This is a genomic window from Flavobacterium sp. 103 (assembly GCF_003096795.1).
GTDB lineage: Bacteria > Bacteroidota > Bacteroidia > Flavobacteriales > Flavobacteriaceae > Flavobacterium.
Window position 1 is genome coordinate 671,743 of the sequence record NZ_QENX01000001.1, and the last position, 22,456, is coordinate 694,198.

Annotated in this window: 26 protein-coding genes; 15 read left to right on the forward strand and 11 right to left on the reverse strand. The window is 34.2% G+C overall.

The window, feature by feature from the left end:
* Positions 1–21: 21 nt before the first annotated feature.
* Both nusB and C8C85_RS02735 read right to left on the reverse strand, forming a co-directional pair.
* Positions 22–933 carry a transcription antitermination factor NusB gene (gene nusB, locus C8C85_RS02730; RefSeq protein ID WP_116798350.1) on the reverse strand — a complete coding sequence of 304 codons (912 nt, stop codon included), beginning with the start codon at positions 931–933 and terminating at the stop codon, positions 22–24.
* A gap of 221 nt (positions 934–1,154) precedes the next feature.
* Positions 1,155–2,261, reverse strand: coding sequence for a Glu/Leu/Phe/Val family dehydrogenase (locus tag C8C85_RS02735; protein ID WP_116795707.1), 1,107 nt, complete (start codon positions 2,259–2,261; stop codon positions 1,155–1,157).
* A gap of 201 nt (positions 2,262–2,462) precedes the next feature.
* Here C8C85_RS02735 and C8C85_RS02740 point away from each other — a divergent pair, with 201 nt between their 5' ends.
* Positions 2,463–4,223, forward strand: coding sequence for an ABC transporter ATP-binding protein (locus C8C85_RS02740; RefSeq protein ID WP_116795708.1), 1,761 nt, complete (start codon positions 2,463–2,465; stop codon positions 4,221–4,223).
* Positions 4,224–4,290: 67 nt separating this feature from the next.
* On the forward strand, positions 4,291–4,671 hold the full coding sequence (locus C8C85_RS02745; protein ID WP_116795709.1) for a PUR family DNA/RNA-binding protein: 381 nt from the start codon (positions 4,291–4,293) through the stop codon (positions 4,669–4,671).
* Between the two features lie 350 nt (positions 4,672–5,021).
* On the opposite strand, the gene C8C85_RS02750 is transcribed toward C8C85_RS02745, so the two are convergent.
* From C8C85_RS02750 to C8C85_RS02770, 5 genes are all read right to left on the reverse strand, one after another.
* Positions 5,022–6,140 (reverse strand): GTP cyclohydrolase, encoded by a 1,119-nt coding sequence (locus tag C8C85_RS02750; RefSeq protein ID WP_116795710.1) that lies wholly within the window; start codon positions 6,138–6,140, stop codon positions 5,022–5,024.
* Positions 6,141–6,297: 157 nt separating this feature from the next.
* Complete coding sequence (locus tag C8C85_RS02755; protein ID WP_116795711.1) at positions 6,298–6,765, reverse strand: hypothetical protein; 468 nt, start codon at positions 6,763–6,765, stop codon at positions 6,298–6,300.
* Positions 6,766–6,961: 196 nt separating this feature from the next.
* Positions 6,962–7,912: a transporter gene (locus tag C8C85_RS02760; RefSeq protein ID WP_116795712.1), complete on the reverse strand. Its 951-nt coding sequence runs from the start codon at positions 7,910–7,912 to the stop codon at positions 6,962–6,964.
* A gap of 291 nt (positions 7,913–8,203) precedes the next feature.
* Positions 8,204–8,785 carry a non-canonical purine NTP diphosphatase gene (locus C8C85_RS02765; protein ID WP_116795713.1) on the reverse strand — a complete coding sequence of 194 codons (582 nt, stop codon included), beginning with the start codon at positions 8,783–8,785 and terminating at the stop codon, positions 8,204–8,206.
* A gap of 362 nt (positions 8,786–9,147) precedes the next feature.
* Positions 9,148–9,954 carry an NYN domain-containing protein gene (locus tag C8C85_RS02770; protein ID WP_116795714.1) on the reverse strand — a complete coding sequence of 269 codons (807 nt, stop codon included), beginning with the start codon at positions 9,952–9,954 and terminating at the stop codon, positions 9,148–9,150.
* A gap of 297 nt (positions 9,955–10,251) precedes the next feature.
* Between C8C85_RS02770 and C8C85_RS18640 the strand changes: the two genes are divergently transcribed.
* From C8C85_RS18640 to C8C85_RS02805, 8 genes are all read left to right on the forward strand, one after another.
* A complete protein-coding gene (locus C8C85_RS18640; protein ID WP_256413213.1) occupies positions 10,252–10,377 on the forward strand; it encodes a hypothetical protein in 126 nt (41 codons plus the stop codon).
* A 149-nt stretch (positions 10,378–10,526) separates the two neighbouring features.
* Positions 10,527–11,789, forward strand: a complete 1,263-nt coding sequence (locus C8C85_RS02775) for an aminotransferase class I/II-fold pyridoxal phosphate-dependent enzyme (protein WP_111409279.1) — start codon at positions 10,527–10,529, stop codon at positions 11,787–11,789.
* 250 nt (positions 11,790–12,039) lie between these two features.
* Positions 12,040–12,864 (forward strand): alpha/beta hydrolase, encoded by an 825-nt coding sequence (locus tag C8C85_RS02780; protein ID WP_116795715.1) that lies wholly within the window; start codon positions 12,040–12,042, stop codon positions 12,862–12,864.
* Positions 12,865–12,866: 2 nt separating this feature from the next.
* On the forward strand, positions 12,867–13,415 hold the full coding sequence (locus C8C85_RS02785) for an RBBP9/YdeN family alpha/beta hydrolase (protein WP_116795716.1): 549 nt from the start codon (positions 12,867–12,869) through the stop codon (positions 13,413–13,415).
* 2 nt (positions 13,416–13,417) lie between these two features.
* Entirely contained in the window at positions 13,418–14,236 is an 819-nt protein-coding gene (locus C8C85_RS02790; RefSeq protein ID WP_116795717.1) for a sulfurtransferase, read from the forward strand.
* A 299-nt stretch (positions 14,237–14,535) separates the two neighbouring features.
* Positions 14,536–14,949 (forward strand): cupin domain-containing protein, encoded by a 414-nt coding sequence (locus C8C85_RS02795; RefSeq protein ID WP_116795718.1) that lies wholly within the window; start codon positions 14,536–14,538, stop codon positions 14,947–14,949.
* Between the two features lie 135 nt (positions 14,950–15,084).
* Positions 15,085–15,609 carry a dihydrofolate reductase family protein gene (locus tag C8C85_RS02800; RefSeq protein WP_116795719.1) on the forward strand — a complete coding sequence of 175 codons (525 nt, stop codon included), beginning with the start codon at positions 15,085–15,087 and terminating at the stop codon, positions 15,607–15,609.
* A 41-nt stretch (positions 15,610–15,650) separates the two neighbouring features.
* A complete protein-coding gene (locus tag C8C85_RS02805; protein WP_243412035.1) occupies positions 15,651–16,229 on the forward strand; it encodes a YceI family protein in 579 nt (192 codons plus the stop codon).
* Positions 16,230–16,264: 35 nt separating this feature from the next.
* Here the strand turns inward: C8C85_RS02805 and C8C85_RS02810 are convergent, their stop codons facing one another.
* The 4 genes from C8C85_RS02810 to C8C85_RS02825 form a co-directional block, all read right to left on the reverse strand.
* Positions 16,265–16,600, reverse strand: coding sequence for a tRNA-binding protein (locus tag C8C85_RS02810; RefSeq protein WP_116795720.1), 336 nt, complete (start codon positions 16,598–16,600; stop codon positions 16,265–16,267).
* A 129-nt stretch (positions 16,601–16,729) separates the two neighbouring features.
* The gene (locus C8C85_RS02815) at positions 16,730–17,662 is read right to left on the reverse strand and encodes a peptidylprolyl isomerase (RefSeq protein WP_116795721.1); all 933 of its coding nucleotides are present in this window, start codon (positions 17,660–17,662) and stop codon (positions 16,730–16,732) included.
* Between the two features lie 204 nt (positions 17,663–17,866).
* Positions 17,867–18,403, reverse strand: coding sequence for a GNAT family N-acetyltransferase (locus C8C85_RS02820; RefSeq protein WP_116795722.1), 537 nt, complete (start codon positions 18,401–18,403; stop codon positions 17,867–17,869).
* A 72-nt stretch (positions 18,404–18,475) separates the two neighbouring features.
* Positions 18,476–19,039, reverse strand: a complete 564-nt coding sequence (locus tag C8C85_RS02825; RefSeq protein WP_207786920.1) for a DUF4256 domain-containing protein — start codon at positions 19,037–19,039, stop codon at positions 18,476–18,478.
* Between the two features lie 337 nt (positions 19,040–19,376).
* Between C8C85_RS02825 and C8C85_RS02830 the strand changes: the two genes are divergently transcribed.
* The 5 genes from C8C85_RS02830 to rplS all read left to right on the forward strand — a co-directional run bounded on the left by C8C85_RS02830 (position 19,377) and on the right by rplS (position 22,364).
* The gene (locus C8C85_RS02830; RefSeq protein WP_116795724.1) at positions 19,377–19,820 is read left to right on the forward strand and encodes a DUF1569 domain-containing protein; all 444 of its coding nucleotides are present in this window, start codon (positions 19,377–19,379) and stop codon (positions 19,818–19,820) included.
* A 29-nt stretch (positions 19,821–19,849) separates the two neighbouring features.
* Positions 19,850–20,497 carry a DNA/RNA non-specific endonuclease gene (locus C8C85_RS02835; RefSeq protein ID WP_116795725.1) on the forward strand — a complete coding sequence of 216 codons (648 nt, stop codon included), beginning with the start codon at positions 19,850–19,852 and terminating at the stop codon, positions 20,495–20,497.
* Between the two features lie 183 nt (positions 20,498–20,680).
* Positions 20,681–21,358, forward strand: coding sequence for a tRNA (guanosine(37)-N1)-methyltransferase TrmD (trmD, locus tag C8C85_RS02840; protein ID WP_115809876.1), 678 nt, complete (start codon positions 20,681–20,683; stop codon positions 21,356–21,358).
* A gap of 89 nt (positions 21,359–21,447) precedes the next feature.
* Positions 21,448–21,819, forward strand: a complete 372-nt coding sequence (locus C8C85_RS02845; protein WP_116795726.1) for a hypothetical protein — start codon at positions 21,448–21,450, stop codon at positions 21,817–21,819.
* 194 nt (positions 21,820–22,013) lie between these two features.
* Complete coding sequence (gene rplS / locus C8C85_RS02850; protein ID WP_077370497.1) at positions 22,014–22,364, forward strand: 50S ribosomal protein L19; 351 nt, start codon at positions 22,014–22,016, stop codon at positions 22,362–22,364.
* Positions 22,365–22,456: the final 92 nt, after the last annotated feature.

Consider the following 22,456-nt stretch of genomic DNA (forward strand, 5'->3'; position numbering starts at 1 on the left):
GTAAAATTTAGAATTTAACTATTACATCAAACCTCTTCCGATTTTCACAATTCTTTTGTTTGCTTCAAGCTCTTTTACCAAATTATCCAATATTCCGTTTATAAAAATACTACTCTTTGGAGTTGAATATTCTTTGGCCAATTCCAGATACTCATTCAAAGTTACTTTCACCGGGATAGAAGGGAATTTCAAGAACTCACATATAGCCATTTTAAGGATAATAGTATCAATTTCGGCGATACGTTCACTATCCCAGTTAGGCGTTTTATCAACATATTCTTTGGCCAGTTCCGTTTCGTTTAAAACTGTTTTTCTAAACAAATCTTTCACATAAGCCTTATCTTCATTGTCCTTGTATAATTTTGGAACCCTGAAGTTATCATCTTCACCTTGTTTAATTGCCTTTAGCTGTTTGATGATATGAGTGTTCACCAAAGGAATATCATCAATCCAAGTTAATTTATCATCTTCAAGATATTCATATAATTTATCGTTTGGAACAATTACATCCGTGAATATATCAACGATAAAATCTTTGTCTTCCTCAAAAGTGTTTACCTCGTTGCTCATGTATTTGGCATACAAATCACTTTCTTTTATGGCATTCAAAAGAAGAATAATATAATCATCATTTAAAGTCCAATTGTTAATCGAACGATTTTCCAGAGCTATACTAAGGGAATTGTTTTCGGCAAGAATTTGAAAAATACTGTTTTTGATGAATTTCTCATTTGGATTACGTTCTTCTTTTGTAGCCAAATGTTTCTGGCTCGATAGATGTAAAAAAACAGTTTCCTTTTTACATATTTCTATCAGTGAAGAAAGCATGATAAGGTATAAATCTTGAATTGCGTCAATACTATGAAAAAGGAATTTCTCTTCTTTTTCTAGATTATCAGAACCATTTTGATGCATTGCATAAATCGATTGCATGACTTTAACGCGGATGTGTCTTCTATTTACCACCTTGTAAGAACTTTTTAAAATTAGTTTGCAAAAATAAGAATTTCATCGCTCAAATGAAAATTTATAGCTGCTTTATTTGATATAGTTTTCAGTCAAAGTCCCAGTTTTCAATTGACCACAAAATTAAAGTCCCAGTTCTCAACCCAAAACAGGATATCAAACTGGGACTATAAATTGTAAACTGTAAACTATTTTTTACTGTTTTCTATCTTTCTTAAATCGATACGGTTTTGTGCAATAGTCAAAGCAGCTTGGTGAGTTGTTATTCCATTTGCGACAGCGTAATCAAAAATTTCCAATGTAGTATTGTAGATGTTTTCGGTTTTACGCATAATCTCAGCTTTGTCATAATGAGCCAACTCAGCATAAACATTGATAATTCCACCAGCATTGATCAAGAAATCAGGAGCATAAAGAATCCCTCTTTCTTGCAAAATCAATCCGTGTGTATTTTCATTAGCCAATTGATTATTGGCAGCACCAGCAATCACTTTAGCTTTAATTTTATTTACGGTAGCATCATTAATTGTTGCTCCCATCGCACAAGGCGCATAAATATCAACATCGGCGCTGTATAAATCGTCTCCAGTAAATATTTGAGCACCATATTTTGTTGCTACTTCATACAATTTTTCTTCATTGATATCGGCAATAATAACTTGAGCTCCTTCTTTTGTCAAATACTCAACCAAAGTTTCACCTACGTGTCCAATTCCTTGAACCAATATTTTTTTACCTTCTAATTTTTCAGAACCAAATTGTTGTTTTGCAGCCGCTTTCATTCCCATGTAAACTCCAAAAGCAGTAACTGGAGAAGGATTACCTGCTCCACCTCTTTCTTCAGAAATTCCGGTAACGTAAGGAGTTACATCTCTTACCAAATCCATGTCTGAAGTTTCCATTCCTACATCTTCAGCTGTAATATATCTTCCGCTTAGAGAATGTACAAACTCTCCAAATTTACGCATCAATTCGGGAGTTTTCTGAGTTTTGGCATCACCCATAATAACTGCTTTTCCACCACCAATATTCAATCCTGTGATAGCCGCTTTGTAAGTCATCCCTCTAGACAGACGCAAAACATCATTCAAAGCTTCCCATTCATTGGCATAATTAAACATACGAGTTCCTCCTAATGCAGGCCCCATAACCGAATTATGAATACCAATAATTGCTTTTAATCCTGTATCTTTGTCGTTACAAAAAACGATTTGCTCGTGATCATTGAAAGACAATTGTCCAAAAACTGGATCCATTTTTTGAAGTTCTTTCCCAGTGGTAACAGTAGCATTCATAGTACTATTTATTTTAGTTAAAAATTACGAATTTATCAAAAAGATAAGTCAAACATACATAAAAAATAAATATACAATATTAAATTTATCTAAAAATAAATATATGTCAATAATTTAGAATAAATTATTTTTTAACTCAATTGTTAAAATTCAGACATTAAATAAAAAACAAAAACAATTCAATAGCGAATCTCTTATAACATGAAAGAATTACGATATTTAAACAAATATTTCATTAAGTACAAATACAGCTTTTCACTAGGTATTATTATCACCATAATCGCACAAATATTTTCTTTATTTACGCCAAAACTAATTAGTAAATCATTTAATGAAATTGAAGCTTTCGCTAAAACTAAATCTGTAGACACCAGCGTTATAAGCCAAGAATTAATTTCGAATATTCTATTAATTATTGCAACGACAATTATCGCAGGTTTCCTTACTTTCCTGATGCGACAAACTTTGATTGTAATGTCCCGCCACATTGAATTCGACTTAAAAAATGAAGTTTTTCGTCAATACGAAAATCTCTCCCAAAATTTTTACAAGCAAAACCGAACAGGCGATTTAATGAATCGTATAAGCGAAGACGTTTCCAAAGTAAGAATGTATGTTGGCCCTGCTGTTATGTATACCATAAACACATTTATCCGTTTTGCTATCGTAATTGGATATATGTACAATGTGTCGCCAAGATTGACTTTATATACCATATTACCTTTGCCCATATTATCTTATTGCATCTTCAAATTGAGCTCTGAAATCAACAAAAGATCGACAACATTCCAACAATATTTATCTAAAGTTTCCAGTTACACACAAGAAGTTTTTTCAGGAATACGAGTTATAAAAGCCTATTCATTAGAAGACCAGCATCAATCCAACATTAACGATTTGGCCAATGAAAGCAAAAGCAAAAGTTTAAGTTTAGCCAAAGTACAATCCCTTTTTGGGCCTTTAATGATTGCCTTGATAGGTGTGAGTAACTTAATTGTGATTTATTTTGGAGGTTTGATGTACATTCATGGCACCATCAAAAGCATTGGTACCATTGCGGAATTTATTTTGTACGTCAACATGCTAACTTGGCCTGTTGCTTCCCTGGGATGGGTATCATCGATGGTTCAAGAAGCCGAAGCATCACAAAAAAGATTGAATGAATTTTTGAAAATAGAACCAGAAATTCAAAATACAAATATTCATAGATCAAAAATAGAAGGCAGTATCACGTTTGACAATGTAAGTTTCACCTATAATGATACTCAAATAAAAGCACTTCAGAATGTATCCTTCACAGTTCATAAGGGAGAAACTCTCGCAATTTTAGGGAAAACAGGCTCTGGAAAATCAACCGTTTTGGCTTTATTATCCCGATTATATGATGTAACCAGTGGCCAAATTTTGATAGACAATCATGAGATTAGTCAACTCAACTTGTTTGATTTACGAAGCAGCATCGGAGTAGTTCCCCAAGATGCCTTTTTATTTTCAGATACCATCAAGAATAATATCAAGTTTGGAAAAGAAAATGCGACCGATCAAGAAGTTGAAGCAGTGGCTAAAAGCGCTGTCGTTCATGACAATATTATCGGTTTCAACAAAGGATACGACACGATATTGGGAGAAAGAGGAATTACGCTTTCAGGTGGGCAAAAACAACGTGTTTCTATTGCAAGAGCGATTATAAAAAATCCCGAAATTTTACTTTTTGACGATTGCCTTTCTGCCGTTGACACCGAAACCGAAGAGGCTATTTTGAACAATCTATATCAAATATGCAAGAACAAAACTACCATAATAGTAAGTCATAGGGTTTCTTCTGCAAAAAATGCGGATAAAATTATCATTCTTGAAGATGGAAACATAATTGAACAAGGCACTCATAATCAATTAATAAACCAAGACGGGTATTATGCAGCACTTTATTTAAAGCAACTTTCGGAAAAAGAATTGCTTTAATTGTTGTATAATACATATATTTTTATGATTTTTGATTGCTATTAAATAAAAAAATGACGATAAGATTATGAGAGAAAATGATATGTTAGAAAAAGAAGAAATATTTTCAAAAGTTTTAAGAGCTGGCAGAAGAACCTATTTCTTTGATGTAAGAGCTACTAAAGCTGACGATTATTACATTACGATTACCGAAAGCAAAAAATTCACGGAAGAAGATGGTTCTTTTCATTTCAAAAAACATAAAATCTATTTGTACAAAGAAGATTTTACCGCTTTTTCAGAAATTCTAGAAGATATGACTTCTTACGTTTTGAACCACAAAGGCGAAGAGGTAATCTCGGAAAGACACCAAAAAGATTTCAAAAAAGAATATGCTTTAGATAAAACAAACGAAGACATTATTCCAAATACATCTAGTTTTACGGATATCGAATTTGACGATATTTAATTAAAGAAAAGCTCATTAATAAAAAGTCCAAAAATCACCTGATTCTTGGACTTTTTTTTGGGCTTAATAGTCAAAAATGGTTTGTGCTTTTTTAACCATTTTTACTTAATTCTAAGAATAACATCTTTATAGCAAATACATTATTAAAACATATAAGTCATCTAAGCCTTCATTTTGAATAAAGTCAAATAAAATTAAAGTTAATTTAAGCAAATTACTATAGACCTTGGAAGTACATTTTTAACTTATATTCCCTTTTGATCAGTACTATTGAGTACTAACTTTAAAAAAAACTTATATGACTTATATGTTTAAATTAAATAGTACTTTTTATCAATATTGAATCTGATCTAAAGTGATTTCCTAAACGTTTTTCTACGGCAATGCACTACAGGATTAAAATTTTTCCAAATCAATTGGATGGCTATATTATCTGATAATTCGGGTGTTCTAAAGCAATTTTCAATTCCCTTTTCGGTAAAGGTTTTGTGGTATTCGCTAAAAATCACAGCAGTTACTCCTTTATTCTGATATTCTGGATGTACTCCGATTAGGTAAAAAACAACATCCTTACTATTACGTCTTGCGTTTAATAAATGAAGAAATCCAAAAGGGAATAATTTACCATTGGCTTTTTGTAATGCTTTAGAAAAGCTAGGCATTACAATTGCAAAAGCCACAAGGTTTCCATCTTTGTCCTCAACATATTTTATGTATTCAGGATTGATGAAGCTGATGTATTTTTTCTTGAAATATTCTTTTTGAACATCCGATATCGCTACAAACGAAGACAAACTAGCATAGGATTCATTAAACAAATCAAACATTCTATCAACATATGGCATTACGGCTTTCGTCGATTTGAAGTTGATAGGTTTGAGTTGGTATCTTTTTTTGACCAACTCATTTATTTTTTCAAAAAACTCTGGTTTGGCGTTCGCAAAAGGGAATTTATTTTCAACATATTCTTTTTCAGTTACGTAACCTAATTTTTCAAAATGGGTTGCATAATATGGATGATTGTACCAAGTAATCATCGTCCCCAATTCGTCAAAGCCTTCGGTTAAAACACCTACTTTGTCCAGATTTGAGAATCCCATTGGACCTTCTACATATTCCAGATTATTTTTTTGACCTAATTCATATACTTTTTCAAGCAGAGCCTTAGTCACTTCAATATCATCAATAACGTCAAACCAGCCAAAACGAACTTTCTTTTTCTCTTGATGATTAACCTCATCCCAATTGATAATTGTTGCAATTCTTCCAACTATTTGATTGTCTTTGAGAGCAACATAAAAATTAGCTTCAGCACTGTTAAAAGCTGGATTTTTGGTTTTATCAAATGTTTCCAGTTCATCGGCAATTATGGGCGGAACCCAATACGGGTTGTCTTTGTATAAAGAAAAAGGAAATTTTATGAATTCGATTAACTCGTTTTTGGTCTTTGCTTCTTGAATGGTAATCATTTAGATGAAATGTGTCTGTTTATAGCTGTTTAAGCGATTGTTTGTTAAATAATAGAAACGCTACGAATATAACCAACTTTGGCACAATAAAAAAAAGTTGCATAAAAAAAGCCCAAATTAATGGGCTTTTTACCTTTAAAAATCTTCGTTTACTTTCTTATTTAACTATCGTAATAGTACTGCCTGTTTGTCCTTCGACTTCAACTCGCCAAACTAATACATCATTTAACCAAAGTTTTTCTAGTACTATTGAATTACTCGTTCTTCTGTATTTTGTTTTGATAGTGTCAGTTTCGGTAGAATTCCAATGAATATAGGTAATTGGATATTCTTCGGAAGAATCAGAATTTAAAAAGACACGCATACCTTTTCCTTTTTCATTTGCAGAGAGTATTCCAAGAAAAAAACCTCCAGGGTTGTCTAAAATTGCACCAGGGGTATTATAACCATAACCAAGGTCTTTTCCTCCTACGAGATATCTTACGCGAATACTATTTTCTGGATATTTATCAGAGCCTAAAATATTTTCGCCAGTACTATTTTTAAGATATATATCAATATTGGCGAAAAGGATAAAACTAGTTGTTGATTTATCGATAATGTTTTCACTACATGATAAGCACATAATTGTTAATAGGGCTATGAAAAGTTTTTTCATGATATTAAGTGGCTGGAAATAAATTAGTACACTTTTTTTTTGCAAGATCAAATGTAAGAAAATTTTCTATCTATTAAAAATTTCAATAATTAATTTTATAAGAGTACTTATTGTTTTTGACCTCGTATATGCTAACCGTTTTTATTTATAGGGTATCGATATATTACTTCTTCGTTTTTTTAAAGCCCTTTTGAGTTTTGGTTTTTTTGGCCATTTTTTCAGCAGCTTCTTCTTCTTTGGTCAAGAGACGAACTTCCTTATATCGACCGTCATATCGCCATGATATTCCAACACCTCCGTAAAGAACCGAAGGAGTGTCTTTAAAATTGGTACTTATCGACGCATCTACCTGCATGTTTCTATTAATCAAATAAGCGGCCCCACCTCGAACGATGGCATCACTATAAAAATCGCTTTTTATACCTTGGTTTTCAATAAAAGCGGACCAATTTTTATTAATTCCTTTGGTCAAAGTTAAAATGTAACTCAAACTAGGATAATCTGTCGTCATGTAATTGGAAATAATATTGGTTACAAAAACCCAAGAACCATCACCTAAATGATTTTGCAAAATGATAGCTACTTTTGGAGAGATTGCCGATTCTGGGGAAAAATAAAAAGGATTATCCGCTCCTGTAAAATTGGCTCCGGCAAAAACCGCAACAGCAGGAATTACTTGATGCCAGTTGAATTTGTGATTCGCTTTCCAGCTGTACAAATTAACTTCTTTTTTATATCCCTTATTCGGATCATAAATCAAATATTTGGCTCCCAAAACAGATTGCTTAAAATCGGCTCTGTCATCAACCTGCATCGGATAATTAAATGTTTCATACACATATTGAACGTCTGCAATGAACTCTAAATTCTCCAGAAATGCACCATATCTCACTTCCAAATCAAGACCAAAACCATTGGCGTCATAATTCAACAAACTATGACTTTCTTTAATACCAAACACACCTGTTTCTACTTGAAGAACTGTTTTGCCTACAGCAAAAGCCGACATGGATTCGCCAGGTCTGTTCGAGTTAATTTCATCTGTGTGTTGCCCGTAATGAACTGTTGGTATTAAAAAAAGGGAAGCAAAAATTATGGTTTTGATTTTGAACATACTGAATTATTTGAGTGAAAAGCTATAACGCATTTCAAATGTACTATATTTTATTGTAACTATCATTTGGTTAAAAATTTCTCTATGATCTAAAATAACTAGCATTTAATTTTACCATATAAGTTTTTAAAAAAATAAATTAGTGATTAAAAAGAACATATAAGTTAAAAATATTTTTAGCCAGCTAAATTCTTTGCTTGAATGAACTATTGATTTTACTAACTTAATTTTGTTTCAACTAAAAAACTTATATGACTTATATGTTTAATAATTTGTTTAACAAAACACTGTTTACGCTGGATTCTGATTTAAAAATGCAATAAGCTCTCGAGTGGCTTTTCCTCTGTGACTTATGGCGTTTTTGGTTTCCAATGAAAGCTGGGCAAACGTTTCTTGATATCCTTCAGGTCTGAAAATAGGGTCATAACCAAAGCCCTGATTGCCATTTTTATCCAAAGTAATTACACCTTTCGCAATTCCGGTAAAAAGATATTGCTTCCCTTTAAGATTTAAAGTAATTACGGTTTTAAATTGGGCATTTCTGTTTGTTGAATTTTCTAAATTTACAAGTAATTTATCCATATTATCTTCAGCCGATTTTTGCTCTCCAGCATATCGGGCAGAATAAACCCCAGGTTCACCACTCAACGCCTCTACCTCAAGTCCGGTATCATCGGCAAAGCAATCATAACCATATTTTTCGGTTACATAATTGGCTTTCATAATGGCATTTCCTTCTATTGTATCGGCAGTTTCTGGAATATCTTCGTGACAACCTATACTTTCTAGGCTAATAATTTCAATACTTTCAGGAAGCATACTTTGTATTTCGTGAATTTTGTTGACGTTGTTGGTAGCAAAAACGATTTTCATTTGTTGGTATTTAGTATTATTAAGAATACAAATATATCAGTTTACTGCACTCAAAGAAACAACAGATTTAGTAATAACATTCTAATTCTTAAAATGAACAAACAATTATTTTATTGTCAAAAAACAGTATGTTAAAAAAATAGTTAAAACTCTATTTTTCAATACATTAAATATAAAAATATCGTACATTTGAACGTGGTTCTGATTAATTACTTGAGCATATAATATCACAAATATTCAATATTAGAAAAAGTATCTCAATAGTCAGCTATACCGAATTTAAGTATAAGTTAGATAATGATAAATCAGAACTTACAAAGTTGGGAGGGCAATGAAAAGCCCTCCTTTTTTTGTGTTTTTTTTTAAGTATAACGCAATCTAACGTAAACATGTTTGATTCCTTTTTTATCCGAATCTCTTTCGTCTATTTCCAGAATATCGGTTAGGGATTTGAGCATGGGAGTCAATTTAGAAAAACCGTAGCTTCTAGGATCAAACTCTGGCTTTTTCTTCACAATGAGATTTCCCACATCGCCCAAGAAAGCCCAACCGTCATCATCTCCAATGGCATCGATTGTGTCTTCTATCAATTCTATGGTTTTATTATCAATTTTTATGGCAGTTTCTTTTTCGGGAATTTTCTTGGTGTCTTTGGTATCTTTAGCTTCTTTAAGATCTGCGGAAGGAACTGTTGCAGCTGTTTTTGGTTTTTTCTTTTTGATGGCTCCTTCCAAGACCTCAATGAAAATGAATCGGTCGCAGGAAACAATAAATGGATTCGGTGTTTTTTTCTCGCCCATACCAATAACTTTCATTCCCGATTCTCGCAATCGAATAGCGAGTCTGGTAAAATCGCTGTCACTGGAAACAATACAAAAACCATCCACTTTATCAGAATACAGCAAATCCATCGCATCTATAATCAAAGCCGAATCGGAAGAATTCTTCCCAACGGTGTAACTGTATTGCTGAATGGGCGTAATGGCGTGTTCCAACAAGACCGATTTCCAGCCGTTGGCATTTGGTTTGGTCCAATCGGCATAAATGCGTTTGGTGGTTGGAGTACCGTATTTGGCGATTTCCTCCATCATTCCTTTTACATTACTGTAGGGAACATTGTCGGCATCAATAAGTACGGCGAGTTTTAGTTCTTTTGCATTTTGAGACATCTTTTCTATTTTAGATTGTAGATTATTAGATTCTAAATTTTCAGATTGCAATCATCATGCTTATTGCCATATTAATCGAACCTGATTCAAATATACATGTTTTTATTGAAAAAAGTAATCATTTCCTGCATTAGCCCACAGTCATTAAGCTAAGCTTTATTTTTTCTCGCAAAGACGCAAAGGCGCAAAGTTTAGAACCGATTTCTTTGCGCCTTTGCGTCTTTGCGAGAGTTAAATTTAGAAAAAGCCTAGCAAGAAATCCTTAACTTAATGACATTGGCATTAGCCCTGATGGAAATGGAAAGCCTCGACGGAATAAACCTATTTTTTCCTGGGCTGACAGAGCGACCAACGGAAGCTCCTGCCAGCCCAATGGAAAAAATGGTTTATGACGGAGAGCTTGCAATGGACAGCAGGATATAGCTCCTTCATCCGACTTGGCTCAGGATGACGATATTACTATTTATAATGGATTGGTTTTAGAAAAATAAATATACTTTCAAGGTGCTAATACATTATAAATAATTATTTTTGCGACTTCTTAAAATTAATAGTAGTACATATTATATATTATGGTAAAAGATTTATTCGAAAGAATTCAAAACAATAAAGGTCCATTAGGAAAATGGGCATCGCAAGCAGAAGGTTATTTTGTATTCCCAAAATTAGAAGGAGACTTAGGACCGAGAATGAAATTTCAAGGAAAAGAGGTTTTGAACTGGAGTTTGAATGACTATTTAGGGCTTGCAAACCATCCTGAAGTGCGTAAAGCAGACGCGGATGCAGCAATCGAATATGGTGCTGCTGCCCCAATGGGAGCCCGTATGATGAGCGGTCACACTAAATATCACGAACAATTAGAGAATGAATTGGCTGCTTTTGTAATGAAAGAATCAGCTTATTTGTTGAATTTTGGTTATCAAGGAATGGTGTCTATCATTGATGCTTTGGTGACTAGAAATGATGTGATCGTGTATGATGTAGATGCGCATGCCTGTATTATTGACGGTGTTCGTTTACACAGCGGAAAACGTTTTACGTACAAGCACAACGACATCGAAAGTATGGAGAAAAACTTGGATCGTGCTACAAAATTAGCCGAAACAACTGGTGGTGGGATTTTATTCATTACTGAAGGTGTTTTTGGAATGCGCGGGCAACAAGGAAAGTTGAAAGAGATTGTAGCCATGAAAGAAAAATACAATTTCCGTTTACTTGTAGATGATGCGCACGGTTTTGGTACACTTGGAGAAACAGGTGCCGGAGCTGGTGAAGAGCAAAATTGCCAAGACGGAATCGATGTTTACTTCTCTACATTTGCCAAATCTATGGCTAATATTGGTGCTTTTGTGGCAGCTGATAAAGACATTATTGATTACCTAAAATACAATTTACGTTCTCAAATGTTTGCCAAAGCATTGCCAATGATTCAAACTATTGGTTCTTTGAAACGTTTGCAATTGTTGCGTGACAACCCAGGATTAAAAAACAAATTATGGGAAAACGTAAATACTTTGCAAAATGGTTTGAGAAGCAAAGGATTTAATATTGGTGACACAAACACTTGCGTTACCCCAGTTTATCTAGAAGGAAGTGTACCGGAAGCGATGGTGATGGTAAATGACTTAAGAGAAAATTACGGTATTTTCTTATCAATCGTAATTTATCCAGTTATACCAAAAGGAATGATTTTATTGCGCGTTATTCCTACTGCTTCTCACACATTGGAAGATATTGCTGAAACACTTACTGCTTTTGAAGCGATCCGTGAGAAATTGGTAAACGGAACGTACAAAGAAATTGCCAGCAGAACTACAGTAGATTTGGACGCTTAATTTTTAGCAGTTCATTTAAATATAGAAAATCCATCAGCCTCGAGTTGGTGGATTTTTTTTTTGGAGCAGACATTTTTCGCATCTATCCTATTCAGTCCTGCTATTCGCTATATCTTTTTCTTTTTAAAGAAAAAAGAAAAAGGATACCGCTTCTATCAGGGCTATTCTACATCTTTATATTTTCATAAGAACCAATGCAGTCAACGTATAAAAATTCTGTATTTTTATGCTTTCAAAATAAAAAACGAAAATGAAAAGATTCTTTATTTCCCTGATTCTACTACTTTCCCTAACATTACTTTCTGCCCAAAAAACAGAATATACCACAGTCACAAACATCCCATATTATAGCGAAGCCATAGCCAACACGGACCCTTATATAAAAGAACGTTGTGTTATCGATATCTATTACCCAAAAAATACTAAAGGATTTACAACTGTAATCTGGTTTCACGGAGGAGGATTAACCGGCGGAAACAAAGAACTTCCCGAAGGACTTAAAGACAAAGGATTTTGTGTTGTCTCGGTGAACTATCGATTGTCCCCAAAAGTAAAAGCACAAAAATGCATTGAAGATGCTGCAGCAGCCGTAGCTTGGACATTCAAGAATATTGCCACTTATGGCGGAGATGATTCGTTAATTATAGTTTCAGGACATTCAGCTGGCGCGTACTTATCACTAATGGTGGGATTGGACAAAAAATGGCTGAAAGCTGATGGAATAGAAGCCAACTCCATCGCAGGATTGATTCCGTTGAGCGCTCAAACCATAACTCATTTTGAAATCCGAAAAGAAAGAGGCATTCCAGACACCCAACCCATAGTTGATGAGTTTGCACCCTTGTATCACGTTCGCGCCGATGCACCATCTTTATTGCTAATTACGGGTGATAGAGAAAAAGAAATGTTGGGGCGTTATGAAGAAAACGCCTATATGATGCGAATGATGAAAGTTGCAGGCCACAAACAAACGACTTTGTATGAATTACAAGGTTTTGGACATAATATGACCGAACCCGCTTTTCCGTTGGTTGTCAAAGAAATTCAAAGAATTACAGCTTTAAAAACGAAATAAAAATGACCCCGCACTTTTTAATTATTCCAGGACTTGGTGATTCTGGCGAAAAACACTGGCAAAGCTTTTGGTTACGAAAATTTACTAATTCTACCAAAGTCATACAAGACAACTGGGACGAACCTCAGCTTAACGAATGGCTTGACCGACTTGATGAAAACATTCAGCAAATAAGTGAACCAACTATTTTAGTCGCTCACAGTCTCGCAGTTTCCCTAGTAATGCATTGGGTTTCCCAAAACAGCAATCCAAACATCGTTGGTGCGATGCTTGTCGCTCCCGCCGATGTGGATTCCCCAGCACATACACCTGATTTTCTGAGACACTTTTCCCCTATTCCAACCCAAGCTGTCCCATTTCCTACGCTGGTAATTGGCACCGAAAACGACACTTATATGTCGCTCGAAAGAGCCAAAGAATTAGCGAATTATTGGGGAAGCGAATTTATAAACGCAGGACAGAAAGGACACATCAACTCTGATTCCAATCTTGAATATTGGGAAGAAGGCCAGAATTATTTACAACAACTAATATCAAAAAGTAAGCGCTAAAAATGACAAATCCTATAGTTTCCACAGCTTGGTTACAAGAACATTTAAACGATTCAAATCTAATTATCCTTGAGGCGAGATTAGACCAAAACCAATCTAATCTAGAGAATCAAAATCCTGATTTACAAGTAAAGGGCGCCCGCTTATTTGACATCAAAAACAATTTTAGTGATACCAGCAATCCATTACCAAACACCTTCCCCTCGGAAGAAAAATTCACTGCCGAATCTCAAAAATTAGGCATCAACTCAAACAGCACGATTGTGGTTTATGACACTTTGGGAATCTATTCCAGCCCAAGAGCTTGGTGGATGTTCAAAGCGATGGGACATTCGAATGTTTTTGTATTGGACGGCGGACTTCCTGAATGGATCAAAGAAGGTTTCCCAACTGAAAAGCAACAGCAAACAACTTATGCAAAAGGGAATTTTGAGGCAAAATTTCAGCCTGAATTAATCAAAAATAAAGAACAGATTCTGGAGAATATCACGACCAAAAAAGCCGTTCTTATGGATGCGAGATCCGCAGATCGATTCCACGCTACTCATGAAGAACCAAGAGCTGGATTGAGAAGCGGACATATTCCCGGTTCTATAAATATTCCATTTACAGAATTGCAACAAGACGGAAAGTATAAATCGACAGAAGAATTAAAAGAAATTCTAAAACTAAACGATCAGCCTTTACTTTTTACCTGTGGTTCCGGAATTACCGCTTGCATCGTTTTATTAGCCTGTGAATTGATTTCGGATAACCCAAAAGCAGTTTATGATGGCTCCTGGACCGAATGGGGTGCAACAGATTTACCTATTGAGAAGTAAAAAACAAACAATAATTTTCATAAAAAGGATAGTTTTATTACATATAAAACTATCCTTTTTTTTAATTCCTTTCAATTTTAAAATTAGACATCTTTAAAACCTAAACCTCAATTCTTTCATATATACCACAGTAAAATTCCTAACATAAAACTTTTCTTTCTTTTGAAATAAAAAATAATTAAAACACTAAACTACAGACTATTACATGATAAAAATCAATTAAAAATGAGTTTAAATCACTAACTTTACATGATGTTTTTATGTTGTTTTAATTCTCAAAAAATTAAAAAAAGATAATCATGAAAAGAAATTTATTCATTGCATTCGGAAGAATATTTATACTCTTTCTATTATCATTTGGTGCCAACGCACAGGAATGGAAAAATGTGAACCCAAAAATGAATCATGTTTTGGCGGACACGACTTTCCTACGAGCAACTGAAGTCATACTTCAACCAGGAGAAAAGAGCGATATGCACACCCACCCTGCTAATTTCTTTTATGCACTTACAGACGGAAAATTAATAGTTCACTACAAAGACGGTAAAAATGAATCATTTGATCTCAAACCTGGAATGTCAGGCGTAAGCGCTCCAGAACGTCCACATGTAACTGAAAATGGTGGTTCGACAACAATAAAATTTCTATTGGTAGAACTGAAGGAACATCCTTATGACGCTTCAAAAGAAAAGAAAAATAAGGGTAATGATTAACTATTTTCCTATTGTCAAATCAAAGAGAACAACATGAACTAATAACAACAAATTGACGCAAGTAAAAATCTTCACCATATGCCTTTTAATTGTGTCAATTTGAAAAATTTAAGAGGCTTTTTTCGACAATAATAGATGAGAACAACAGCATATATAGGAACAAGCTTGGATGGCTTTATTGCAAGAAAGAATGGAGAAATCGATTGGTTAATCCAATTTGACAACCAAGAAATCAATAAAAGCTACACCAAATTTATTAGCCACATTGATGTAATAATAATTGGAAGAGGCACTTTTGAAAAAGTGATCACTTTTCCTTCTTGGCCGTATCAACAAAAAGTTTTTGTTTTAAGTACACAAATCAAAGAAATACCAAATAACCTAAAAGAAAAAGTTAGCATCCTCTCGATGAAGCCAAAAGAGTTACTGCATTATCTTTCCGACGAAGGTTATTCCAATGCCTATGTTGACGGAGGAAAAGTGATACAAAGCTTTCTAAAAGAAAATTTACTTGATGCACTAATAATCACTAGAGTTCCTGTTCTTATTGGTGATGGTATTCCACTATTTGGACAGCTTGACCAAGATACTACGTTTAAACACTTGCATACAAATATCTTTTCGAATGGGCTTGTAATGAGCCATTACGAAAAGAACTAAGAATAAATTACAAATTACAATAACATTTAAATCTCAATAGAATGACACCTCAAATTACCTTTAAAGAAGAACAAAATACAAAAACAAGCATCATGGAAAATATGAAATGGGAAATAGATCCCTCACATTCAGAAGTGTATTTCAAAATTAAACATCTTGAAATTGTTACTCTAACAGGGAGATTTAATGAAATAAATGGAACAGCTGAAGCAGAAGAAGATTTTGAAAATGCGGTCTTTTCTTTTACTGCAAATGTTGACTCCATTAATACCAATGATCAAAAAAGAGATGCTCACTTAAAAAGCCCTGATTTCTTCGATGCCGAAAAATTTCCAAAAATCACTTTCCACTCTACTAAATTCAAAAGAATAGGTGATACAACTTTTGAAATAATCGGCAAACTAACCATCAAAGAAGTTACAAAACCAACCATTTTGGAAATAAAATATGGAGGTAGTAATATCGATCCTTGGGGAAATACAAAAGCAGGTTTAAAATTGAAAGGAAAAATAAACCGTAGAGATTTTGGATTAGTATGGAATGCCGCAATAGAAACTGGTGGTTTCTTGATTAGCGATGAAGTAAAGATAGATGCCAATATTGAATTACTGAAAAAATAATACAAAATGCAAAACCCTAACAACAGTTCGTAATACTAACCTATCCGCAATCCGTTTTCTATTTTGAAATCGGGGGCCAATAAAATCACATCACCTTCCTCACCTACTGCTCCCAGCACCAAACATTCGCTCATAAACTTCCCAATTTGCTTTTTGGGAAAATTGACTACAGCTACGATTTGCCTTCCTGTCAGAACTTCTTTGGTATATCTTTTGGTAATTTGAGCCGATGTTTTTCGAATACCAATGACACTTCCAAAATCAATTGTGAGTTGGAATGCAGGTTTTCTGGCTTCTGGAAAATCATTGACTTCTAGTATTGTTCCCACTCGCATTTCTACTCTTTCAAATTCTGACCACGTTAAATCCATAGTTTGTTTTTTAAGTTGCTAAGTCACTAAGATAGTAAGGTTCTGAGTTAAGAACAAAAAAAATCCCAAAACAAATGTTTTAGGATTTCCTATTTATCGCAATAATCACTGATTACTGTTTTCTAAATACTATTTAACGTCCATTAATTCAACGTCAAAAATCAAAGTCGCATTTGGTGGAATAACACCACCTGCTCCTGCTGGTCCATATCCTAAATCAGATGGAATCACAAAACGAGCTTTATCTCCTACTTGTAACAAAGCAATACCTTCGTCCCAACCTTCAATGACCTGACCTTGACCCAATCTGAATTCGATTGGTTTTTTTCTTGGGTACGATGAATCAAAAACTTTGCCATTTTCTAATGAACCTTCATAGTGAACAGCAACTGTTTTTCCGCTTTCTGCTTTTTTACCAGAACCTCTTTGAATGAATTGGTAACGCAAACCGCTTTCTGTTTTTTCAAAACCAGCAGCTAATGTTTCCATTTTTGCTTCTGATTCTGCTTTTATAGCCGCTAATTTTTTCAAACGAGCTCCTTTTAAACCAACAAAAGCCTCAATTGCATTCCATTTTTGAGCTTCTTCACCTACTCTGATGATTTCAACCGTATCTAATGAATCTCCTTGAGCAATAGCATCTACAACATCTTGTCCTTCCACTACATTTCCAAAAACAGTGTGCTTGTCATCTAACCATGGCGTTGCAACGTGAGTAATGAAAAATTGAGAACCATTCGATCCTGGACCAGAATTTGCCATAGATAAAACGCCTGGTGCATTGTGACGCAAATCTTTATGGAATTCATCATCAAACTTGTATCCTGGATCTCCAGTACCAGTTCCTAGAGGACATCCTCCTTGGATCATAAAATCAGGAATTACTCTATGAAAATTCAAACCATCATAGAATTTTTGTCCTTGAGGTTTAATTTTATTTTCCATGTTTCCTTCGGCAAGAGCCACAAAGTTCCCAACAGTTCCTGGTGTCAAATCATGTGTTAGTTTTACCAAAATCGCACCTTTTGCGGTGTTGAATTTAGCGTATATTCCGTTTTCCATTGTGTTTGTTTTTTATTGAGGTGCAAATTTACGAATAAATTTATAGAATCAGAAAATTTGGAGATTTGAATGTAAGCAAACAAAATACATGAGTCAAAGAAATGACCACAGATTCGCAGATTTATTTTGAAAGCGGATAATCTATTTTAGTTTTTTTTATCTGCGAATCTGCGGTAAAATATATTTTGATCTGTTACTGCTAAATTAAACCACATCCGATTTTAAAAGCGAATATAAATTCAAGTCAATGAATGTGTCATAAAGCAATTCGCCTTGCCGAATCACACCTTCTTTTGTAAAGTTTAATTTTTCAGGAATAGTTTTGCTTTTGAAATTTTCGGTTCCGCATTTGATTTCGATTCTGTTCAGCTGTAAATCCGAAAAGCAAAAATCGATAATGGCTTTACAAGACTTTGTGACAATCCCTTTTCCCTGTAATCCTTCGATAATCCAATAACCAATTTCTCCGATTTTGTTTTGGTTATCAATTTTATAAACACCAATTCGGCCAATAACATTTTCATTTTCTATAATGACAAAAGCAAATTCGTTTCCATCATTGTTACGTTGCATGGTTCCTTTTACAAAATTATCCGCGAATTCAACGGTTTGCATTCTATCTACAAAAGGCAACCAAGGTCTTAAATGTGCTCTATTAGCATCAACCATTTCAAAAATAGGCTGCACATGGTTTTCAGTAATTAATTCTAGTTTGAGAATATTATCAATTGTAATTGTCATATGTTTTTCTTTTCTATAATAATGATTTGTGAACCAAATTAAATTCGTTTTCCAAAACTGTCTATTTAATATTTAAACCCTTAATGACCCGCGAAATCCTCTAACTGCGTAGTAAGAAGAAGCTCCGTTGTGATAGATAAACACCGTGTTATAGCGGAAATCAGCAAAAATGGCACCACCGAGTTTTCTAATATCCGAAGGCGTTATCACCCAGCTCGATGTTTTGGTATCAAAATTCCCAAGTTGTTGTAATTCTCGATATTCTGCTTCTGTCAAAATTTCGATACCTATTTCGGCAGCAAAATCAATAGCATTATTTTCCGGTTTAAATTCTTTTCTCGAATCCAGTGCTTCACGGTCATAACAAAGGCTTCTACGCCCTTTTGGACTTTCAGCTACACAATCATAAAAAATGTATTCATTTGTCTTTTCGTCATGGCCAACAACATCCGGTTCACCGCCAGTTCTTTCCATTTCATTGAGCGACCATAGTTTCTCAGGACTGGTTTCCAGCTTAGCTTGTACATTGTCCCAATTAAGACCTATGTGGCGGTTTCTATTTTTCTCAAAACGATTTTTTAATATTCCGAGTAATGTTAAATGTTGTTCGGGTGACAACTCTTTTTTATTTTCCATTGTCATAATGTGTTATTTTTTTACTCCTAATAGATTAACTCAAATCTAGTAAATATATTAAAATTTCCCTTACACCACTTTTAAAACAAGAATTGTGTTTAGAGCCGTTTTGTTATGAAATAAAATGCTGTTTAGAACGCTTAATTCCACTAAAGCCTAGCCCAGATAGAAGCGGTATCCTTTATAAGGCAATTTTTCTTTGCCTTATAAAGATACAAGCGGATAGCTTGAAATTGCTCCTAATAATTACTCTCTTTATTCTTTTTGGCAATACTGTTTTGATAGCATATTTGGTTGCAAAGGATTATATTTGTTTATCACTTTAAACCAATAAAATATGGGTTCAATATATGACAAAGCCGATAATGAGGCTATAATTGCCAGAATCAATTCTCTTACGCCTGACAGTAAAGCGCTGTGGGGCAAGATGACAGTGGACCAAATGTGCAAGCATTGCAACGCTGCGATTCAGGTTGCGTTTGGCACAAAAGAACTAAAGAAGTATTTCCTGTTGCGTATTTTAGGCAGATTAATAAAAAACAAAGCCTTTAATAGTGACTTTGGAAAAAACAGTCCTACGGCTAAAGAGCTAAAATTTGAAGGTTCCTATGATTTTGAATCCAGCAGAAAAGAATTTGCAGAAAATTTCAGCCAATTTACAAAAGGCACTCAAGTGATCAAGCTTATGGATCATCCTTTTTGGGGCAAAATGACTTATGAAGATTGGGATAAATTGATGTGGAGACATACGGACCATCATTTGAGGCAGTTTGGAGTTTAGCCCAAAACCATTAAAAAAAACATTCGTTTATGAGTATCATCAGACATAAGCATTTCTTTTTATCATATTCCGAAGAACACGAACAAGCGGAGTGGGCAGCCTATTATTTGACTGCGGAGTCCCAACAAGAGCATCATTTTGAAAGACCTTATTTCAAACAAGATCCGTTGGTAGACACCGATTCTGCACATTGGAAAAATTATAAAGATACCGGTTACGACAAAGGCCACCTTGTCCCAGCCGCTGATATGAAATTTTCCAGTGAAGCCTACAATGAAACTTTTTACACCTCGAATGTGTCACCTCAAAACAGAGCTTTTAACGCCGGAGTCTGGAACCGACTGGAACAAAAAATTCGGTATTGGGCTGATAAATACACGGCTCTTTTTATAGTGACGGGAAGTATTTTGCATGATAATTTAGTTACTATTGGCGACGAAGAAGTCTCGGTTCCCGATTATTTTTTCAAAATCGTGGTTCGGGTACAGGACGATGCTTTGGTAATGATTCCGTTTTTGGTTCCCAATGAAAAATCGGATGCTCCGCTTTATACTTTTGCAACAACCATTGATGCAATTGAACAAATTACTGGAATTGATTTCAACCAAAAACTATCTGAAAAAATTGAAGAAAAAATAGAAAAAGAGTTGAGTTATAAGGAATGGAGTTTTAGCTAAACCACAATATTCTGAGAAAAAAAATAACCATATAAGTAATATAAGTTCATTTAAGTTTTCTTATAAGGCCTTATATTACTTATATGGTTTAAAAAAGTTCTCCAAATTCCATTTGTTTTGAATTGAAGTAACAAATGGGTCTTGCTAATTTATTTGTACCTTTGCCGTTCCTAAAAAAGCAACATGAGAATTGACATTATAACCGTATTACCTGAATTATTAAGAAGTCCCTTTGAAGCTTCGATTATGAAACGCGCCATTGACAAAGGATTGGTGGAGGTTCATTTTCATAATTTAAGAGATTATACGACCAACAAACAAAAAAGCGTTGACGATTATCCTTTTGGTGGTGGAGCTGGAATGGTTATGACTGTTCAACCCATAGATGCCTGTATCACCCACCTGAAAAGTGAAAGAACCTACGACGAAATCATTTATATGTCTCCCGATGGCGAAACGCTAAACCAAAAAATGGCCAACACGATGTCGATGTATGAGAACATCATCATTTTGTGCGGGCATTATAAAGGTGTTGACCAACGCGTGCGCGATCATTTTATCACCAAGGAAATTTCGATAGGTGATTATGTTTTATCTGGAGGAGAATTGGGTGCTTTGGTTTTATCTGATGCCTTGATTCGATTGATTCCAGGAGTATTGAGTGACGAAACCTCGGCATTGACCGATAGTTTTCAGGATGGTTTACTTTCGGGTCCCATCTATACCCGTCCTGCCGATTACAAAGGCTGGAAAGTTCCGGATGTTTTATTGAGTGGCCATTTCGCCAAAATTGATAAATGGAGAGAAGACACGGCCTATGAACACACGAAAAATAGGAGACCAGACTTGTTAAACGATTAATTTTCAAATCATTAGATAATTAATTTTCATATATTTATACTTTAAACAAGAATTAGTTCACTTCTTAGTAACCTTTAAAAGTATAAATCATGAAAAAAATAATCTTCAAAGTAATTTTAATTGTTACTTTTTTCATTTCAGCTATTTCTTTTGCGCAAGGAATAAATAGAACATCCTTATTGAATGAACTCAACAAAACTTATGGTATCGCACTAAGTGAAGATGAAAAAACCTATTTCGGAAATGCGAACAGCACATTAGTATTGGAATTATTTGGTCTGGACGAAAAAAAATTATCAAAAGAAAATCGTGATAAAGAAATTGATAAATTATTTGACAAAAGAGACAAAACGTTGACTTCATCGTTGGGCATAAACAAATACAGTGATATTAAAGCAAGAACAGACGAGAAAATTGCGGAAATCATAAAAAAAGTAAAACAAGCAAAAATGGTTCCTTAATTTATTCTAGCAATACAATTCACAAAACAGCTCTTAATAATAACGGCTTTTTTCAAATAAACTAGCAATTAAATAATTTAAAAATTTATAATTCACAATTCATAATTATTTTTTACATTTGCACCCTCATTAGACCAACCTCTGGCGAAAACCGCGAATGTTGCTCTATTTAAACCATAATTAAACAAATTATCATGGCAGATTTGATGAAATTCGTTCAAGACGAATTCGTAACAAGAAAAGATTTCCCTGTATTCGGAGCTGGAGACACAATCACAGTTTACTACGAAATTAAAGAGGGTGAAAAAACAAGAACACAGTTTTTTAAAGGTGTTGTAATTCAAAGAAGAGGTTCTGCTAACACGGAAACTTTTACAATTCGTAAAATGTCAGGAGCAATTGGAGTTGAGCGTATCTTCCCAGTAAACTTGCCAGCTTTGCAAAAAATTGAAATCAACAAGAAAGGTGCTGTACGTAGAGCTAGAATTTTCTACTTCAGACAACTTACTGGTAAAAAAGCTAAGATTAGAGACAAAAGAAGATAGTTTACGCTATTTCTTTAATGATAAAAAAGTCCCAACCGATGAAAATCGAGATTGGGACTTTTTTTTTGATAATTTTATGGCATTAAAAATCA

Bases quoted from the DNA above. Each gene is read 5' to 3' on its own strand.
- nusB (WP_116798350.1), bottom strand. From the start codon at position 933: ATGCAATCGATTTATGCAATGCATCAAAATGGTTCTGATAATCTAGAA.
- C8C85_RS02735 (WP_116795707.1), bottom strand. From the start codon at position 2,261: ATGAATGCTACTGTTACCACTGGGAAAGAACTTCAAAAAATGGATCCA.
- C8C85_RS02740 (WP_116795708.1), top strand. From the start codon at position 2,463: ATGAAAGAATTACGATATTTAAACAAATATTTCATTAAGTACAAATAC.
- C8C85_RS02745 (WP_116795709.1), top strand. From the start codon at position 4,291: ATGAGAGAAAATGATATGTTAGAAAAAGAAGAAATATTTTCAAAAGTT.
- C8C85_RS02750 (WP_116795710.1), bottom strand. From the start codon at position 6,140: ATGATTACCATTCAAGAAGCAAAGACCAAAAACGAGTTAATCGAATTC.
- C8C85_RS02755 (WP_116795711.1), bottom strand. From the start codon at position 6,765: ATGTGCTTATCATGTAGTGAAAACATTATCGATAAATCAACAACTAGT.
- C8C85_RS02760 (WP_116795712.1), bottom strand. From the start codon at position 7,912: ATGTTCAAAATCAAAACCATAATTTTTGCTTCCCTTTTTTTAATACCA.
- C8C85_RS02765 (WP_116795713.1), bottom strand. From the start codon at position 8,785: ATGAAAATCGTTTTTGCTACCAACAACGTCAACAAAATTCACGAAATA.
- C8C85_RS02770 (WP_116795714.1), bottom strand. From the start codon at position 9,954: ATGTCTCAAAATGCAAAAGAACTAAAACTCGCCGTACTTATTGATGCC.
- C8C85_RS18640 (WP_256413213.1), top strand. From the start codon at position 10,252: ATGGAAAGCCTCGACGGAATAAACCTATTTTTTCCTGGGCTGACAGAG.
- C8C85_RS02775 (WP_111409279.1), top strand. From the start codon at position 10,527: ATGGTAAAAGATTTATTCGAAAGAATTCAAAACAATAAAGGTCCATTA.
- C8C85_RS02780 (WP_116795715.1), top strand. From the start codon at position 12,040: ATGAAAAGATTCTTTATTTCCCTGATTCTACTACTTTCCCTAACATTA.
- C8C85_RS02785 (WP_116795716.1), top strand. From the start codon at position 12,867: ATGACCCCGCACTTTTTAATTATTCCAGGACTTGGTGATTCTGGCGAA.
- C8C85_RS02790 (WP_116795717.1), top strand. From the start codon at position 13,418: ATGACAAATCCTATAGTTTCCACAGCTTGGTTACAAGAACATTTAAAC.
- C8C85_RS02795 (WP_116795718.1), top strand. From the start codon at position 14,536: ATGAAAAGAAATTTATTCATTGCATTCGGAAGAATATTTATACTCTTT.
- C8C85_RS02800 (WP_116795719.1), top strand. From the start codon at position 15,085: ATGAGAACAACAGCATATATAGGAACAAGCTTGGATGGCTTTATTGCA.
- C8C85_RS02805 (WP_243412035.1), top strand. From the start codon at position 15,651: ATGACACCTCAAATTACCTTTAAAGAAGAACAAAATACAAAAACAAGC.
- C8C85_RS02810 (WP_116795720.1), bottom strand. From the start codon at position 16,600: ATGGATTTAACGTGGTCAGAATTTGAAAGAGTAGAAATGCGAGTGGGA.
- C8C85_RS02815 (WP_116795721.1), bottom strand. From the start codon at position 17,662: ATGGAAAACGGAATATACGCTAAATTCAACACCGCAAAAGGTGCGATT.
- C8C85_RS02820 (WP_116795722.1), bottom strand. From the start codon at position 18,403: ATGACAATTACAATTGATAATATTCTCAAACTAGAATTAATTACTGAA.
- C8C85_RS02825 (WP_207786920.1), bottom strand. From the start codon at position 19,039: ATGGAAAATAAAAAAGAGTTGTCACCCGAACAACATTTAACATTACTC.
- C8C85_RS02830 (WP_116795724.1), top strand. From the start codon at position 19,377: ATGGGTTCAATATATGACAAAGCCGATAATGAGGCTATAATTGCCAGA.
- C8C85_RS02835 (WP_116795725.1), top strand. From the start codon at position 19,850: ATGAGTATCATCAGACATAAGCATTTCTTTTTATCATATTCCGAAGAA.
- trmD (WP_115809876.1), top strand. From the start codon at position 20,681: ATGAGAATTGACATTATAACCGTATTACCTGAATTATTAAGAAGTCCC.
- C8C85_RS02845 (WP_116795726.1), top strand. From the start codon at position 21,448: ATGAAAAAAATAATCTTCAAAGTAATTTTAATTGTTACTTTTTTCATT.
- rplS (WP_077370497.1), top strand. From the start codon at position 22,014: ATGGCAGATTTGATGAAATTCGTTCAAGACGAATTCGTAACAAGAAAA.